The organism is Rhodospirillaceae bacterium (assembly GCA_016712715.1).
In the GTDB taxonomy this organism is placed as follows: Bacteria; Pseudomonadota; Alphaproteobacteria; order Dongiales; family Dongiaceae; genus Dongia.
In genome coordinates this window covers 1,771,636-1,788,590 of record JADJQM010000001.1, presented here as the reverse complement: position 1 = coordinate 1,788,590, position 16,955 = coordinate 1,771,636, and the positions used below count along the sequence as shown (strand labels likewise).

Genomic DNA, 16,955 nt, shown 5'->3' with positions numbered 1-16,955 from the left:
GCGGGCAGCCCCCTTTGCTAGGGTGCGGCGACACAATCTGAAAGCAGCTAAGTCATGGTAGAACAGCGAAAATCCCGACCCAACGCAGGCGCCAAGCGGCTCGCCGAGCGGATCAGCTCAAAGCGCGCGAAAGTCGGCATCATCGGTCTTGGCTATGTCGGGCTGCCGCTTGCCTGCCTCTTTGCCGAGAAGGGCTTTGCCGTGACGGGTTTCGACGTCGACCAGGGCAAGACCAGCAAACTCAATGGCGGGCGTTCCTATATTCGCCACATTCCGGGACGCCGCATCGCCCCGCTGGTCAAAAGCGGCCTGCTCAAGGCCAGCGCCGACTTCCGCGGCCTCAAGGCAATGGATTGCATCATCATCTGCGTGCCGACACCACTCTCGAAACAGCGCGAACCGGATCTCTCCTTCGTCGCGGATACCGCCGCGGAGATCGGCAAACATCTCAAGGCGGGCCAGTTGGTGGTGCTGGAATCGAGCACCTATCCCGGGACGACCGATGAGGTGGTGCGGCCGGCGCTTGAAACCAAGGCCCTCAAGAGCGGGCGTGACTTTTACCTTGCCTATTCGCCGGAGCGCGAAGATCCCGGCAATGAAACATACGGGACGGCCGCTATTCCCAAGGTGGTCGGCGGCGATGGCGAGACAGCGCTCACTCTCGCTTTGGCCCTCTATGACTCGGCCGTCGTCAAGACGGTGCCGGCGTCGAGCCCGGCCACGGCGGAAGCGGTAAAACTGACCGAGAACATTTTCCGTTCCGTCAACATCGCCCTCGTCAATGAACTGAAGGTGATTTTCGACGCCATGGGTATCGATGTCTGGGAAGTGATCGACGCTGCCAAGACCAAGCCCTTCGGCTTCATGCCGTTCTATCCAGGGCCGGGGCTGGGTGGGCATTGCATTCCGATCGATCCCTTTTACCTGACCTGGAAGGCGCGGGAGTTCGGCATCACCACGCGCTTCATCGAACTGGCGGGCGAAATCAACACGCTGATGCCGCATTACGTGGTGTCAAAGCTCAGCGAGGCTCTGAACGCGCGGGCAGCGAAAGCGCTGAGAGGTGCCCATATTCTGGTCATCGGCCTCGCGTACAAGAAGAATGTCGACGACATGCGGGAAAGCCCGGCGCTGACCCTGATCGAGCTCCTGGAGGCACAGGGTGCCAAGGTCGATTACCACGATCCGATCATCACCCAGATCAAGCCGTCGCGTGAACATCCGCATCTCGCCGGCCGGCGGTCGAAGGCACTCTCGGATGCCACGCTCAAGCGCGCCGACGCCGTGCTGATCGTGACGGATCATGACGTGATCGACTTCAAGCGCATCGGCAAGCTGGCGTCGCTGGTCGTCGATACGCGCAACACCATGGTGCGTGCCGGCTGGCGCGGCCGCAACGTCGTAAAGGCTTGATCCGAGATGACCATCCTCGTTACCGGCGTTGCCGGGTTCATTGGCTATCATGTCGCCGAGGCGCTGCTGGCGCGCGGCCAGCAAGTGCTTGGCCTCGACAATATGAATGCCTATTACGACACCAGGCTGAAGCAGGCGCGGCTGCATCGCCTGGAGCGGCATCCCAACCTTCGCTATGTCTTTGCCGATATCGGCCGCGCACCGGCCTTGAACGCCGCCGTGCAGCGGCGGCACGACGACATCACCGCAATCGTTCACTTGGCGGCGCAGGCCGGGGTGCGCCATTCGATCGACCATCCGACCGACTATGTCGGACCGAATCTCAGCGGCCATCTCAACATCCTGGAGCTTGGCCGTCACCTCCCGAAGCTTGCACATCTGGTCTATGCCAGCTCCAGCTCCGTCTATGGCAAGAGCAAGCGGGTTCCCTTTGCAATCGACGACCCGGTCGATTGTCCAACCTCACTCTATGCCGCGACCAAGCGCGCCGATGAGCTGATGAGCATCTCCTATGCCCAGCTCTATCATCTGCCGTTGACGGGCCTGCGCTTCTTCACGGTGTTTGGTCCCTGGGGCCGGCCGGACATGGCCTATTACCGCTTCACCCAGGCGATCTTTGCCGGTGAGAAGATCGAGGTATTCGGCGATGGCAGCGTGGAACGCGATTTTACCTACATCGACGATATCGTGGCCGGCGTGCTCGCGGCACTTGATCGACCGCCAGATCGCCATGAAGCCATGCCGCATCGGCTCTACAATCTCGGTAGCGACCGGCCCGTCAGCCTTAATCACCTGATCGACCTGGTGGAGCAGGCCTGTGGTCAGAAGGCGCAACGCAATATTCATCCGCCGGCAGCGGGCGATGTGCCGGCGACCTGGGCCGATCTTACCTTGAGCCGTGCCGATCTCGGCTATGAACCCAAAACGTCGCTGGCCGAGGGGCTGGAAAAGTTCGTGGCGTGGTACCGGGGGTATGCGAAGGACTAGGGCTTCTTCGCCAATGGCAGGCTGACCACCCAGCAATATCCGTCCGGGTCCAGGATATAGGCCTCGCGCATGCCGTGAGGTTTGTCGGCGGGCTCGTTGAGAACCACATAGTCGGCGGCCTTGGCGCGCGCCACGGCGGCATCCGGGTCGAGGTGATAGAGCCGCAATTCGGCGCCGGCGCCGCGGACGCCGCTTTCAGGCAGCAGGCCCAAAAGCGGATTGGCATGATAGGTGCCGTCGGCATGCAGCATCCATTCAGCAAGGAGCTGCCCGTTCACGCGGTGGCGCAGCACGGCAAAGTCCTCATTCGCCATGGCGGTTTCCGTGAGCAGGATGTCACGGGAAAAGGCCACCGTGCGCGCCACGTCGCGGACCAGCAGGTTGACCCCGAAGCCCTTGAGGCCACGGCCATAATCGTCGGCGGCGGGGAATTCCTGGTCGGTGGCGCTCATGGCTTGGCTTCCGTTCATGTTGGCGGCGGGGCGCCATTCAGCCATTGAGCCGCACGCCCCGCAAGTCCCCAGCGACGGACGGTACAATTGCTCCCGGATAGGGTGCTAGACTAAACCTCATGCCGATTCGTCTTTTGCCAGCCAATCTCGTCAACCAGATCGCCGCCGGCGAGGTCATCGAACGACCTGCCTCGGTGGTGAAGGAACTGGTCGAGAATGCCGTCGATGCGGGCGCCGCCCGCGTTGCCGTCGAACTGCGCGAGGGTGGCAAGAGCTTTATCAGTGTCACCGATGACGGCCATGGCATGGGCCCTCGCGAGCTGGCCTTGGCCATCGAGCGGCACGCGACCTCGAAACTGCCCGATGACGATCTCGTCCATATCGGCTTCTTCGGTTTCCGCGGCGAGGCCCTGCCCTCGATCGGCGCGGTGGGGCGGCTTTCCATCGCCAGCCGCGCGCGCGGCGCCGAGGAAGGCTGGATCATCCGGGTCGAAGGCGGTGAGCGGCAGGGACCGGAGCCGACCGCCATCACCGCCGGCACGCGGGTCGAGTTGCGCGACTTGTTCTATGCCGTCCCCGCGCGCCTCAAGTTCTTGAAGACCGCGCGGTCCGAGCAGAATGCCGTGGTCGAGATCCTGGAACGGATCGCCATGGCGCATCCCGAAATCGCCTTCTCGTTGACCGATGACGGAAAGAGCGTGCTGCGCCTCGATGCCGCGCAAGCGGACCTCATGGAGGCGCCGGATGCCGCACGGTTGAAGCGCCTCGGCGACGTCATGGGGCGCGATTTCGCCGCGAATGCCGTGGCGCTCTCGGTCGAGCGGGAAGGGCTGAACCTCAGCGGTTTTGCCGGCTTACCAACGCTCAACCGGGCGACGGCTGCCTCGCAATATCTCTTCGTCAATGGCAGGCCGGTGCGCGACCGGCTGTTGCAGGGGGCCATTCGCGGCGCCTATCAGGATTTCCTGGCGCGCGACCGGCACCCGCTGGTGGCCTTGTTCCTCAACTGCCCGCCCGAGCTCGTCGATGTGAATGTGCATCCGGCCAAGGCCGAGGTGCGCTTCCAGGATCCGGCCATGGTGCGCGGCCTCATCGTCGGTGCCATTCGCCGCGCCATGGATGCGTCGGGGCACCGCGCCTCGACCACCGTTGCCAATGCGGCGATCGCGGCCTTCGGTGGCATGTCCGGCGTCGCGGCACCTTTGCCGACAGCCTACCAGGCGATGCATGGCGGCAACGGCCAACTCAATCGCTTCAATGCCGGTGTCGTGCAGCAGGCGATGGCCGCTTTTGCCCCCCTCTCGCCGGAAATGGCGCGGCCATCCGGCGTCGCTCATGCACCGATGCAGGACAATGTCCCCCAACAGGATTATCCGCTGGGCATCGCGCGGGCACAGATCTTTGGCACATATATCGTGGCGCAGACCAAGGACGGCATGGTCATCGTCGACCAGCATGCCGCCCATGAACGCCTGGTCCTGGAGCGCATGAAGGTGGCGCTGGCCAGCGGCGGTGTGAAGCGCCAGGCGCTGCTCATCCCGGAGATCGTCGAACTCCCGGCCAAGCTGGTGGGATCGCTGCTGGCGCGTAGCGCGGAACTCGAGGAACTGGGCCTTGCGATTGAAGCCTTCGGTCACGATGCGATCGCGGTGCGCGAAGTACCGGCCCTGTTGGGACAAAGCGATGTCAAAGGCCTGGTGCGTGATTTGGCGGAAGAAATCGCCGAACTCGGTGCGGTCCTTAGCCTCAAGGAGAAGCTCGAGGACATCTGTGGGACCATGGCGTGCCATGGTTCTGTGCGCGCCGGGCGGCAATTACTGCCAGCCGAAATGGACGCGCTGCTGCGCCAGATGGAGGCGACTCCTCATTCCGGCCAGTGCAATCATGGCCGGCCGACCTATGTTGAGCTGAAGCTCTCCGATATCGAACGGTTGTTCGGGCGTCGATGAGGGCGGAGGGGCAGCGGCCCGCTTTGCCACGCACCATCTGGATGCTGGGATTGACCAGCTTGCTGATGGATGGGTCGAGCGAGATCGTGCACGCAGTGCTCCCGCTGCTGCTCGTCAACACGATGGGTGCCAGCGTGCTCTTGGTTGGGATCATCGACGGTCTCGCGGAAGCCACGGCCTCGATCACCAAGATTTTCTCCGGCGCGCTTAGTGACTACTGGCGGAACCGCAAATACATCGCCGCCCTGGGCTATGGCCTGAGCGCTTGTTCCAAGGTGATCTTTCCGATGGCGGCAACGCCCTTCATGGTGTTCGCGGGTCGCTTTGCCGATCGCTTCGGCAAGGGTGTGCGCGGCGCGCCGCGCGATGCACTGATTGCCGATTGGGTGGCCCCCGAGCATCGTGGCTATGCCTATGGCGTGCGCCAGGCGCTCGACAATGCCGGTGCCGTCATCGGACCCCTGGCCGCCATCCTGCTGCTGCAGCTTTATCTCGGCGACGTGACGCCGGTTCTGTGGTGGGCCTGTGTCCCCGCCATCCTCTCGGTCGCCGTGATGCTGACCGGTGTGCGCGAGCCGGCCGTCACGGAGCCCCGCGTGAAGCGGCCCTTTCCCCTGCGCCTCAGCGAACTCCGTCAACTCGGGCGACCCTTCTGGCTGGCGATGGGTCTTTTGTTCCTGCTGCTGCTGCCACGCTTTTCCGAAGCGTTCCATATCCTGCGCGCACAGGATGTCGGCGTTGACGCGGCCTGGGCGCCGATGACCTTGGTGGTGATGAACCTCGTCGCCGTTCCGCTGACGCCATTGGCCGGCATCTGGTCCGATCGGATCGGCCGCACACGCGTGATCGCCCTCGGCTTTGCGCTGCTGGTCCTCTCGCATCTGACCATGGTGCTTGCGACGGGACCGCTGCTGGTCTGGATCGGCGCCGGCATCTGGGGCCTGCACCTCACCTTCACGCAGGGTGTCTTCTCGGCCCTGGTGGCCGATTACGCACCGGCACATCTGCGCGGCACGGCCTTCGGTGTTTTCAACCTGGCCGCCGGCATCGCGATCTTCGTCGGATCAGCGGCGATGGGTTTGGCTTGGGACCAGCTTGGTGCCAGCACCGCTTTCGCACTGGCGGCAGCCGTCAATGTCGCTGGGCTGGCGCTGTTCCTGCTGCCGCGCAAATAGCGCTGTGCCGAAAGATCACGCGTCGCGTTGCAGGAAGATGATGCGCGCCTTGCCATAGCGCCGCTCATCGACCAGGCTGAAGCCGGGTGGTGGCGCGAACGCATCCCGCCCCCCCATTTCCGCCACGATCAGAGCATTCGCGGCGATCCATCCGCGCCGGTCGAGCGCCGTTAAAGCCGGGACAATCAGATCCTGGCCATAGGGCGGGTCCAGAAAGGCCAGATCGGCCGGGGTGAAGCGGGCGTGGCGGTGTGCTTCGGGCGGATTGAGCGCGTCGCCCAGCACGATCGTACTGCGCTGGGTTTCCTGGCAGGCGGCGATATTCTGCTTGATGCAATCCGCGGCGGCGCGATCCTTCTCGATCGCGATCAGTGACGTGGCCCCCCGCGACAAGGCTTCCAGCCCCAAGGCGCCGGAGCCGGCGAAGACATCCAGCACCTTGGCCCCGGCGACCACATCGTGGCCGTGGACGAGGATGTTGAAGATCGCCTGGCGTGCCCGGTCCGAGGTCGGCCGCACATCGCTGCCTTCCGGGACAGCGAGGCGGGTTCCACGATGGCTACCTGAATCGACGCGCATTGCCCGATCCCGGCTTGCCGCCAGATTTGCCGGCTGGTTTTCCACGGGGCTTGTCGCCCGTCGGTTTCGGCCCCCTCGGCTTATCGCTCCTGGGCATGTCGCCGGCCGGCTTCAGAAAGCTCTTGCGCGGCCGCTCGTCGACGGTCGGGCGTTCGCTCCGGGCGTAGCGCTCGTCCTTGATCGCGCGGTCACGGTCCGGCTTGCGGCCGGTGCCGGGCTGCGGTTTGGTGGGCTTGTTCTTCGCCCAACCGGGTTTCAGGCCGGGTTTGGGCGCATCGCCGCGCGCGGCCTGTTCGTTGCGGGCGCCGCGATCGTTGCGGCGGGCACGCTCCTGGCGCACCGGCTGCTCATCGCGATCCGGCTGTCTCGACCAGCTTGGCTTGCCGCCTTGTCCGCCCGACTCGTTGCGACGCGGCCGCTCGTCCCGCGCCGGTCGATCCTCACGCTTCACAAAAGCCGGTCGTTCGCCGCGCTCGGGTCGATCGCCACGGCCCGGTGAATCGCTCCGCCGCGGCTTGTCCGCCCAGCTCGGCCTTTCGCTGCGATAGGGCGCGTCGGTGCGCGCGGGCCGCTCGGTCCGTGGTGCTCGCTCTTCACGCGGCCGCTCATCGCGCAAGGGTCGCTCAGACCGGCTGGCTTGCTCGGCACGTGCTGGCCGGATCGGCTTTTCAGGCCTGTTCCCCGGACGCGGTGACTTGTCCCAACTCGGCTTCTCGCTGCGGGCCGGCCGTTCGAAGCGCGGCGCTGCGCCGTCTTCGCGGGCCATGCGCTCGTTGCGGCCTGGCCGCTGATTGCGGCCGCGACCTTCGCTGCCTGCAGGAACCTCGGCACGCGCGGGCCGTTCACTGCGCTCGGCGCGGACCGGTCGTTCGGCCCGAGCTTCCCGCTCGCTGCGCGGCATGTTCTTCTCGCGGGTACGTTTGTCAGGACCCTTGTCGAAGGCCGGACGTTCGCGACGGGCGCGGCGGTTCTCGGATTCCTGGGCCGCCTTTTCCAGATCGGTCTTTTCTTCGTGGCGGTAATCGTTGCCGAACTGCAACTGCTCTTTCAGCAATTTGCCCTTAACTTCATGGACCTGACCCGGCTCCATCTCGTCCAGGCGGAAGGGACCATAGCCGACGCGGATCAAACGGCTGACCGGCCAGCCGAAATGCTGGCAGATGCGGCGGATTTCGCGATTCTTACCCTCGGTCAGCGCCATGTTGAGCCAGGCATTGGCACCCTGCTGGCGGTCGAAGGACGCGATGATCGGGCCGTAGCGCACACCGTCGATCTCGATGCCGTCCTTCAGGCCATCAAGCAGCTTCGGGTCGAAGCGGCCATTGACGCGGACGCGGTAACGGCGGATCCAGGCGGTGGTCGGCAGTTCCAGCTTGCGCGCCAGCTCGCCATCATTGGTGAGCAGCAGCAGGCCTTCGGAATTCAAGTCGAGACGGCCGATCGAGATCACCCGCGGCATATCGGCCGGCAGGTTGTCGAACACGGTGGCACGGCCTTCCGGGTCGTAAGCCGTCGTCATCAGGCCCTTGGGCTTGTAATAGAGCCAGACCCGCGACAGCTGCTTCTCCGGCAAGGGCTGGCCGTCGACCAGGATCACATCCTTGGTGCCGACATTCACCGCCGCCGAGGTGAGGACCTTGCCGTTGACGCTGACGCGGCCATTGACGATCCAGATCTCCGCGTCGCGCCGCGAGCAGAGACCAACACGCGCCATCACCTTGGCAATACGTTCGCCAGCATGGGCACTTTTGATCCGCTTCTGATCCTTGCTCATGCTGCGACGACCGATGAAACACGGGCCGCATCAACGAAGGCAGAAAGGATCTTGGCATCGCCTGCCGAGACATTGAGTTCGGGATGCCACTGCACCCCAAGGCAGAATTTATAGCGAGGGTCCTCGATCCCCTCGATCACCCCGTCGGGGGCGGTTGCGTTGACGACCACACCTGCACCGACCGACTTCACCGCCTGGTGATGTGCGCTGTTCACAGGCAGTTCTTCAGCACCGATGATCCGCTGCAGGAGCGTGCCGGGGGTCAGCTTGACCTTATGCCCGGGCTCGGTGCGCGGGTTGGGCTGTTCGTGGAGCAGCGAATCCGCGACCTCATCCTCGATATGCTGGATAAGGGTTCCCCCCAAAATGACATTGATAAGCTGCTGGCCACCGCAGATGCCGAGCACCGGCTTGTTGCGCTTCAGCATTGCCTTCACGATGCCGAGCTCGAACGACGTGCGACCTTCCTTGGTGCGCACAGTCGCATGCTTGGTGTTCTCGCCGAACAGCGCCGGGTTGACGTCGAAGCCGCCGCCGGTCACGACCAGGCCGGCAATGGTGTCGGCATAGGCCTCGACCATCTCGGGTTCATGGGGCAGGCACATGGGCATGCCGCCGGCGCTCGACACCGCCTGGGTATAGGTGGCGCGCAGGGAATAATGCGGTGCCTTGGAAAGGCCGCGCGGGGCATCGACATCCAAGGTGAGGCCGATGAGGGGATTGGTCATGATTTGGCTCCAAATTCACCTGCGCGCCGGACTATGAATGCCCGGTTATGTCGGGGATTGGCGGCTCTGGCAGGATTTCAGGGCAAGCTATTTCATATCGCCCCCGCCGATACAAGGGCGTCACGCGCAGGGCGGCCCCGCTTGACCGGCGCTTTTGGGGAGGGGAACATAGGCAAATGCCTGATTTAGCCCCCCATCCACCCGTCGATTTCATGGAACTGGCCTTTCGCCAGGCCGAAGCCGCCTATCAGCGCGCCGAGGTGCCGATCGGCGCCGTCCTGGTCGATCCGGTGAGCGGCGAGGTGCTGGCGGCCGACCACAACCGGGTCGAGGAGCTGCATGATCCGACCGCGCACGCCGAAATGCTCGTGATCCGGGCCGTGGCCATGGGGCGGAAGGAAAAGCGCCTGCCTTTCGCCGATCTCTACGTGACACTGGAACCTTGCCCGATGTGCGCCACCGCGATCTCGTTCGCGCGCCTGCGACGGGTGATCTATGCGGCGCCGGACCCGAAGGGCGGCGGGGTCGACAGCGGGCCCAAAATCTACACCCTCCCCACCTGCCATCATCGGCCGAATGTTACCGGCGGCGTCGGCGAAGCACGGAGTGCCGAGTTGCTGCGGAGTTTCTTCCGGTCGCGGAGATAGTTAGATCGGCAGCGAATCCTTGATCCGGTAGTAGAGGATCGACGGCGCCAGGAACCACGGATTGCCTTCATAAAGCGGGCGCGTCTGGAACGGCACGTTGTCGAGCGCGGATCTGCCGTCCGCCTTGCCCAGGACCTGCTGGCCGATCTTCATGCCGAAATAGGTGGCGAGCGACACGCCCGAGCCGCAATAGCCCATCGCATACCACAGGCCGTCCTGCTTCCCGATATGCGGCAACGTGTCGAAGGTATAGGCGACATAGCCCATCCAGCTATGGGTGACCTTGGTCTCCTTGACCTCCGGGAAAATCAGCGACATCCAATTGTGGAGGCGTGGCGCGCTGACCTTCGGGTCGTTCTCCTTATAGGCGACACGGCCGCCGAACAGGATACGGCGCTTGTCCGGTGACAGGCGGTAGTAGAACACGAGCTTCCTGGTGTCGGAGATCATGCGATTGGTCGGCAGCAGCCGGCTGGTCAACTCCAGCGGCAGTTCTTCCGTGGCGATGATATAGCTACCGATCGGGATGACCCGCCGGCGATGCCAGGGTGTCAGTGGTCCGGTATATCCGTTGGTCGCGACAACCACGTCACGCGCGGAAACCTTGCCAAGCGGTGTCGAGACGATGAAGCCCTGGCCATCCTTCTCGATCGTCGTGACCGGGCAATAGCCGACCACCTGCGCGCCGGCGGCCTCAGCGAGGCGCAGCAATTCGAGATGGAACTTGCCGGGATGGAGTGCTGCATGTTTCGAATGCACGGCACCACCATGATAAAAGGCGCTATCGATCTCCTTGGCCTGCTCTGCCTTCGGGACCATGAAATAGGGGCTGGAGAGGTCCTTGGGCTGGGCGGCGAGGCTCTTGGCCAGGGCGTCGTACTGCTTGGGGTTGTGCGCGGCATGGAAGCGACCGCTCACCTCCCAATCGCAAGCGAGGTTTTCGCCGGTGATCAGATCGCCGATGTACCCAAGCGCATTCAAGCCCTCGCGGCGGATCCCAAAGGCGGTTTCCTGATTGAGGCGACCTGAGAGTTCGCCATAGGTTGGTTTAATGCTGGTCGAGACTTGGCCGCCATTGCGGCTGGAGCAGCCAAAACCGGCTGCCTCCGCATCGAGAACCAGGGTCGAGCGGCCGCCTTTGGCGGTTTCGCGCGCGGCCATCAGCCCGGTATAGCCGGAGCCGATCACCAACACGTCCACCTTGGCAGGCAGGCTGGTCGCGCATCGATCCGGACGGGGGGCTGCCTCCCACCAATAGGCCTCGTTCTTGTAGTTGGCGGCGAAAATCGACTCGGACATGTCGCGGACGCTCCCCCAGAACCCAAGGAATTGGGCGCGGAATTGATAGACCGGATTTCGCGCGGTTTCCAGACGGTCCGGAAAAATTGTCCTGGACAGATATTTGTCTCGGTCGCGGGAATCTGCAAAGCTTCGCGGCGAAGGAACCTCATATCATGGCCGACCGCCGACCTCGCCGCCTCGCGATCACCGATCTCGACCAGATCGCCCTCGATTATCTCGCACGCTTTGCGACTACCAAGAAGCGGGTACAGGAAATGCTGACGCGCCGCATCCGCAGATCGACCCATTTCCACGGCGACGATCCCACCGAGATGCTGGCCGCGATCCCGGCGGTGATCGAAAAGCTGGAGCGCAACCGCTTCCTCGACGACCAGGCCTTTGCCGGCATGAAGGCCGCGAGCCTCACCCGCCGCGGCGCCTCGCGCCGTCAGATCGGCGCCAAGCTCGCGCAGCTCGGCATCAATCAGGACATGCAGGGTATGGCGATGGAAAGCCTGGTCGAGGAATTCGGCGACACCGAGGAGGCAGCGGCCATTGCCTATGCCAAGCGCCGCCGGCTCGGCCGCTACCGCGCCCGGCATATCGCCGGCGAGCAGCGCCTGGTACAGGCCAAGCGTGACCTTTCCGCCATGGCCAGGGCCGGATTCAGCTTTGCGCTCGCCAAACGCGTGCTGGGTGCGGCGGATGATATCGACATCGACGGTGACGAAGGGTAATACCGAGAGCATCTGCCGTCGGGCAAGCATCAGGGGACAGTTTCATGAAGATCACCGCCATCCGCGCCCATCGCGTCGAACTGCCGCTGCATGAAGGGACCTACAAATGGTCCGGCGGTAATTCCGTGACCGTGTTCGACTCAACGGTCATCGTGGTAGAGACCGACAAGGGCATCACCGGCTATGGCGAAGTCTGCCCGCTGGGGCCGGCCTATCTACCGGCCTATGCGGAAGGTGTCAGGACCGGCCTCAAGGAAATCGGGCCAAAGCTCATCGGCCTCGACCCGCGCGATCTGGATGTCCTCAACCGCCGCATGGACCAGGCCTTGCGCGGGCATCCCTATGTGAAATCCGGCATCGATGTCGCCTGCTGGGATATTCTCGGCAAGGTTTCCGGCTTGCCGGTGGTGACCTTGCTCGGCGGTCGCTTTGGCGAGGATTTCAAGCTCTACCGCGCCATCAGCCAGGAGGCTCCGGCCGATATGGCGCAGCGCGTTCATCAATACCGCGCCGAGGGCTATTCCAAATTCCAGTTGAAGGTCGGCGGTGATCCCGACACCGATATCGAGCGTATCGAAGCCTGCGCCGACGAGCTTGAGCCCGGCGACGTGCTGATCGCCGATGCCAATACCGGCTGGCTGATGCATGAAGCCGCACGCGTTGTCGACGCTGTCCGTGATATCGACGTCTATATCGAGCAGCCCTGCATGTCCTACGAGGAGTGCCTCTCGATCCGGCGCCGGACAGCGCGCCCCTTCATCCTTGATGAAGTGATCGATTCCCTCGGTGCCGTGCTGAAGGGCCATACCGACCTTGCCATGGATGTCATCAATCTCAAGATCAGCAAGGTTGGCGGCCTTACCAAGGCCAAGCAGATTCGTGACCTCTGTGTGGCGCTGGGTATTGCCATGACGATCGAGGATACCTGGGGCGGCGATATTGCCACGGCGGCCATCGCCCATCTCGCGCATTCGACGCCGCCCGAATTGCTCTTCTCTGCCACGGATTTCAATTCCTATGTCACGCGATCAATTGCCGAAGGTGGACCGCAACGCAAGCAGGGACGCATGTCCGCCAGCACGACGCCGGGCCTCGGTGTCACACCGCGCAGCGATGTCATCGGACCCGCGGTCGTGAACATCGGCGGATAGCGGCATTTGCTTAACGCCCGCTTGCGATCCCGACTAAGTCATGTAAGGTCGCGCAAGCGGGAAATCGCCCCACATTTTACGAATTTGAGGAGCATTGTCCTCAATATGCGTCCTTTCTGGTCCGTTCGCACGGCATTGCTGATTGCTCTGCCATTGCTCGTCGGCTTTGCCGCCTTGTCGATCATCGGCGGAGGCATCGTCATTGCCCAACGCGGGACCGATTCGGCCGCGCGAGCCCTGATGCAAAGTGCCAATGGCCACATCATCTCCCGGACCACGGGATATCTTGCCGAAGCTGAGCGCTCAACCGACGCCACCGCCCGTGCCATCACCGAAGGTACGATCGCGTCACAGGATCGTGCGATCCTGCAGCGCTATCTGTGGCAGCAACTGATGGCGCATCCCAACCTATCCGGCATGTATGTCGGCTACGAAGATGGCAGCTTCAACTATGTGCTGCGCATGAACACGGTGGCCGGCGATCAGTTCATGTTCAAGTCGATCGAGGTGCAGCGCCGCAGCCGCGACGTGAGGGTGACATGGCGCAATGCCTTCTACGAAGACATCGTGCCCGAGGCGGGCATGGTCGACGGCTTCGACCCACGCCTGCGCCCCTGGTACGCGGCGGCGACCCGCGGCCTCAACAGCGGTTGGACGGAACCTTATATTTTCTGGACCACGCGCCAGCCCGGGATCAGTGTCGCCCGGCCGGCGAATTGCGGCGGCGCCATGAACTGCGTGATTGGCGCAGATATCACGCTTGCCGATCTGTCGCTGTTCTTCGGCGGTCTCGAACGGGATATCGGGGGCCGCGCCTTTCTGCTCACTGATGACGGCAAGGTGATCGCGGCTTCCGAGATGACCGCCGGCGCCATCTCCCGCAGCCTGGGGCGCAATTCCGCGCGCGCACTCCCCGAGATGTCCGATATCGGCGCCTCCTTGCTGCAGGCGGTGTGGCAGGCGGGCATGTCCCCGGCCGGCTCCCGCCCGGTTGGCTATCGCGCGCTGGAATGGGACGGTGCCGGCTATCTAGCCGAACTGGCGCCCATTGATTTTCACGGCCTCTCCTGGCTGGTAGGTGTCGCCGTGCCGCGCGCCGGTCCCCTTGGGTGGTTTGCCGGCGTCCGCGATTCTGTGGTCTGGCTGGTGGGCGGTATCGCGCTGGTGACGGTCCTCTCGGGCATGGCGCTGTCGCAGCCGATCGTCAGTGGCCTGCGCCGCCTCGAGCGCAATGCGCTGAAGGTCCGCGTCGGCGAGTTCACCGACCTCGCTATGCCGGAGGGTGGCTTCAAGGAGATACGCCAGACCGAGGAAGCCTTGCTCGACATGGCGCATAATTTACAGTCGCAGATGCAGGCAACACAGCTGGCGCTCGACGAAGCCATTCGCGCGGGGCAGATCAAATCCGAATTCCTCGCCCATATGAGCCATGAATTGCGCACACCGCTCAACGGCATCATTGGCTTTTCCGAATTGCTGGAGATGACCGCGGCTGCGAAGCTGGAACCGCGCGAACGCAGCTATCTCGCTGACATCATTGGCCTTGGCCGCCATCTGCAGCATCTTATCGAACAGGTCCTGGAATTTGCGCGCCTTGAGGGTGACGGGCAGGGGCCGGTCGCTGCCCCGCTGCGCCTCGGCGAGGTCGCCGACAGCATCAAGCGCATGCTGGAACGGCAATGGGCCGAGAAGCGGATCACCTGGATAAACGGTATTCCCGCAAATCTCGAGGTGAGCCTCGACGAAACGCCATTGCGCCAGATCCTGACCAATCTCTTGACCAATGCGGTGAAATACACGCGGCCCGATGGCAGGGTCAGCCTCTTCGCCGCGCGCCAGGAAGATGGATCGACCCTGGTCACGATCAAGGACACCGGAATCGGCATGAGCCCGGAGGAGTTGCGCAATGCCTTCGTGCCGTTCTCCCGCTCGCTGCGCAATCCTTACGTGGCGGCCAACAGTGGGGTCGGGCTGGGTTTGCCGATCACCAAAATGCTGTGTGACAGGTTGCGGATTGCGATCACGCTCACCAGCGAGCCAGATGCCGGGACAACGGCGACGATCCGCATCCCCGCCGGACCGGCCGTGATCCAGCCCAGCCAAGCGGAAATCATGGGCGTGGCAACCGAGCAACCCAGCCATATGCTGCGGTTGAACGCAGAAGTTTAGGTCAGAATCCCCATTTTTCGAACTTTACTGTACCGTCTGGACGGTATAGTTTGCCGCGCTGCAACAGATTCTCAGTCACTTCAGTAGAGTCCATCACGGCCCAATGAGTATGTGCGAATGAGCACCCGCGAACAGATCATCGATGCCGCCCTCAGCGTCGTCCGCACCCAAGGTGTCGCGGCCCTGACGCTGGATGAGGCCGCGCGCATCGCCGGCATCAGCAAGGGCGGTGTGCTCTATCACTTCAAGAGCAAGGAAGCGCTGATCCAGGGCATGGTCGCGCGCCTCGCTGGACAATGTGAGAGCCTGCAGCAGGCGCATTACGACCGCCTGACCCCCGGGCCCAATCGCTGGGCTCGGGCTCTGGTGGCAACCTCGTTCGACCCCGCGGCACCGACAATGGACCCGGCCGGTTGCGCGCTCCTTGCCGCGATCGCCACCAATCCCAGCCTGCTGGAACCGCTCGAAGACACCATCGACACCGCGTTCCGCCGCCTGACCGCTGATTCCGAAGATCCCAGCATGGCGCTGTTGGTCGCCCTGGCGATGGACGGCTTGTGGCTGCACCGGCTGGTGGGCTCGCCGGTCATGGATGAGACCCGGCGCCACGCTATCCGCGAAAAGGCCTTGGCTCTGCTGGGTGACAATGCGCCTTCCGAGTTATCCGATCCAATCATTGCCCAGACCGCGTAGTGACCACGCGGCCGTGACTGACCAGATGCAGAGAGTTGAGGAGACGACGATGCCGACCCCGTCAATGACCAGGACGATCCTGCGCAGCATTTTCAGCTGGAAGATGCTGATCATGCTGGTCGGCAGCGTGATCGTGTTCGGTGGCGTGTTCTGGAAGATCTTCTCAGGCTTCCAGGCCATGGCCGATGCGATGGCCAGCATGCCGGTCCCGGTCGTCAACGTGACGGCGCAGCCGGCCGAGGCCCAGGATTGGGGGGTCGAGGTCTCGGCCATCGGTGTTCTGGAGGCGCGCCGTGGTGTTGATGTCACCACTTCGGTTTCGGGCCTGGTGCAGCAGATCAAATTCGAATCCGGCCAGACGGTGTCCCAAGGCCAGACGCTGGTACAGCTCGATGCCGACGTCGAACGCGCCAATCTGTCGAGCGCGCAGGCATCGCTGAAGCTGGCCAAAGCCAATCTGGCGCGCGGTGAGTCTTTGCGCACCAGCGACAATATTTCGAAGGCAACACTCGAGCAGCGGCAGTCGGAATATGAGGTCGCCTCTGCTGAGGTCGCGGCCCTGTCCGCGCAGATCGAGAAGAAGGTGATCGGCGCGCCCTTCGATGGCGTCCTCGGTATTCGCAAGGTCAATGTCGGCCAGTATCTCGATGCCGGCAATGCGATCGTCAATATCCAGGATCTCACCGTGATGCTGGTGAACTTCAGCGTCTCGCAAAAGGAATTGTCGGATCTGAAGGTGGGCCAGGACGTGCGCATGACCACCGACGCCTATCCGATCAGGACCTTCGACGGTAAAATCTCGGCGATCGAACCGCTGGTCAATGAGGCGACCGGCATGGTCGAGGTGCAGGGTTATTTCGACAATCGGGATGGTTTGCTGCGCCCCGGCATGTTCGCAAAACTCGCCATCATCCTGCCGACGCGTATGCAGGTCGTGGTCGTGCCGCAAACATCCATCAGCTATAGTCTTTATGGCGACTTCGTCTATGTCGCCAACCAGGTCAAGACCGAACAAGGCGAAAGTGTGACCACCGTCGAACGGCGCATCGTGAAATCGGGCGAACGCCGCAATGGCGTGGTCATTATTGAAGACGGATTGAAGGCCGGCGAGAACGTCGTGACCTCGGGTCAGTTGAAGCTCGACACGGGGACCAGGGTGGCCATCGTTCCGGACAATACCCTGGCCGTGCCGGCCGAAGTGCCGGTGGAGTAGGATCAGG

The 16,955-nt window shown here is 63.4% G+C and carries 15 protein-coding genes; 10 read left to right on the top strand and 5 right to left on the bottom strand.

The genetic code is table 11. The features are described from left to right. Positions 1 to 54: 54 nt before the first annotated feature. Complete coding sequence (locus IPK59_08705) at positions 55 to 1,413, top strand: nucleotide sugar dehydrogenase (protein MBK8158823.1); 1,359 nt, start codon at positions 55 to 57, stop codon at positions 1,411 to 1,413. A 6-nt stretch (positions 1,414 to 1,419) separates the two neighbouring features. Then, the gene (locus IPK59_08700; GenBank protein ID MBK8158822.1) at positions 1,420 to 2,400 is read left to right on the top strand and encodes a GDP-mannose 4,6-dehydratase; all 981 of its coding nucleotides are present in this window, start codon (positions 1,420 to 1,422) and stop codon (positions 2,398 to 2,400) included. Here the strand turns inward: IPK59_08700 and IPK59_08695 are convergent. Then, a complete protein-coding gene (locus tag IPK59_08695; GenBank protein ID MBK8158821.1) occupies positions 2,397 to 2,852 on the bottom strand; it encodes a glyoxalase in 456 nt (151 codons plus the stop codon). The genes IPK59_08700 and IPK59_08695 overlap by 4 nt on opposite strands. A 119-nt stretch (positions 2,853 to 2,971) precedes the next feature. On the opposite strand from IPK59_08695, the gene mutL reads away from it, so the two are divergent. Both mutL and IPK59_08685 read left to right on the top strand, forming a co-directional pair. Beyond that, entirely contained in the window at positions 2,972 to 4,801 is a 1,830-nt protein-coding gene (gene mutL / locus IPK59_08690; GenBank protein MBK8158820.1) for a DNA mismatch repair endonuclease MutL, read from the top strand. After that, complete coding sequence (locus tag IPK59_08685; protein MBK8158819.1) at positions 4,798 to 5,976, top strand: MFS transporter; 1,179 nt, start codon at positions 4,798 to 4,800, stop codon at positions 5,974 to 5,976. Before mutL ends, IPK59_08685 begins: the two co-directional genes overlap by 4 nt. Before the next feature lie 15 nt (positions 5,977 to 5,991). Here the strand turns inward: IPK59_08685 and rsmD are convergent, their stop codons facing one another. From rsmD to IPK59_08670, 3 genes are read right to left on the bottom strand one after another with little or no spacing between them, the layout of a single operon-like run. Beyond that, positions 5,992 to 6,555 (bottom strand): 16S rRNA (guanine(966)-N(2))-methyltransferase RsmD, encoded by a 564-nt coding sequence (rsmD, locus tag IPK59_08680; protein ID MBK8158818.1) that lies wholly within the window; start codon positions 6,553 to 6,555, stop codon positions 5,992 to 5,994. After that, on the bottom strand, positions 6,536 to 8,329 hold the full coding sequence (locus IPK59_08675; GenBank protein ID MBK8158817.1) for a pseudouridine synthase: 1,794 nt from the start codon (positions 8,327 to 8,329) through the stop codon (positions 6,536 to 6,538). Before IPK59_08675 ends, rsmD begins: the two co-directional genes overlap by 20 nt. After that, positions 8,326 to 9,057 (bottom strand): gamma-glutamyl-gamma-aminobutyrate hydrolase family protein, encoded by a 732-nt coding sequence (locus IPK59_08670; protein ID MBK8158816.1) that lies wholly within the window; start codon positions 9,055 to 9,057, stop codon positions 8,326 to 8,328. The genes IPK59_08675 and IPK59_08670 overlap by 4 nt, the downstream gene beginning before the upstream one ends. Positions 9,058 to 9,269: 212 nt before the next feature. Here IPK59_08670 and IPK59_08665 point away from each other — a divergent pair, with 212 nt between their 5' ends. Then, on the top strand, positions 9,270 to 9,704 hold the full coding sequence (locus tag IPK59_08665) for a nucleoside deaminase (GenBank protein MBK8158815.1): 435 nt from the start codon (positions 9,270 to 9,272) through the stop codon (positions 9,702 to 9,704). On the opposite strand, the gene IPK59_08660 is transcribed toward IPK59_08665, so the two are convergent. Next, a complete protein-coding gene (locus tag IPK59_08660) occupies positions 9,705 to 11,003 on the bottom strand; it encodes an FAD-binding oxidoreductase (protein MBK8158814.1) in 1,299 nt (432 codons plus the stop codon). It abuts the gene before it with no gap. A gap of 155 nt (positions 11,004 to 11,158) precedes the next feature. Between IPK59_08660 and IPK59_08655 the strand changes: the two genes are divergently transcribed. The 5 genes from IPK59_08655 (at position 11,159) to IPK59_08635 (ending at position 16,948) form a co-directional block, all read left to right on the top strand. Then, the gene (locus tag IPK59_08655; GenBank protein MBK8158813.1) at positions 11,159 to 11,722 is read left to right on the top strand and encodes a RecX family transcriptional regulator; all 564 of its coding nucleotides are present in this window, start codon (positions 11,159 to 11,161) and stop codon (positions 11,720 to 11,722) included. A 44-nt stretch (positions 11,723 to 11,766) separates the two neighbouring features. Next, positions 11,767 to 12,873 carry a mandelate racemase/muconate lactonizing enzyme family protein gene (locus IPK59_08650; protein ID MBK8158812.1) on the top strand — a complete coding sequence of 369 codons (1,107 nt, stop codon included), beginning with the start codon at positions 11,767 to 11,769 and terminating at the stop codon, positions 12,871 to 12,873. 105 nt (positions 12,874 to 12,978) lie between these two features. Then, on the top strand, positions 12,979 to 15,042 hold the full coding sequence (locus IPK59_08645) for a hypothetical protein (protein ID MBK8158811.1): 2,064 nt from the start codon (positions 12,979 to 12,981) through the stop codon (positions 15,040 to 15,042). A 117-nt stretch (positions 15,043 to 15,159) separates the two neighbouring features. After that, complete coding sequence (locus IPK59_08640) at positions 15,160 to 15,735, top strand: TetR family transcriptional regulator (protein MBK8158810.1); 576 nt, start codon at positions 15,160 to 15,162, stop codon at positions 15,733 to 15,735. Positions 15,736 to 15,847: 112 nt separating this feature from the next. After that, positions 15,848 to 16,948, top strand: coding sequence for an efflux RND transporter periplasmic adaptor subunit (locus IPK59_08635; GenBank protein ID MBK8158809.1), 1,101 nt, complete (start codon positions 15,848 to 15,850; stop codon positions 16,946 to 16,948). The last annotated feature ends 7 nt before the right edge of the window (positions 16,949 to 16,955 follow it).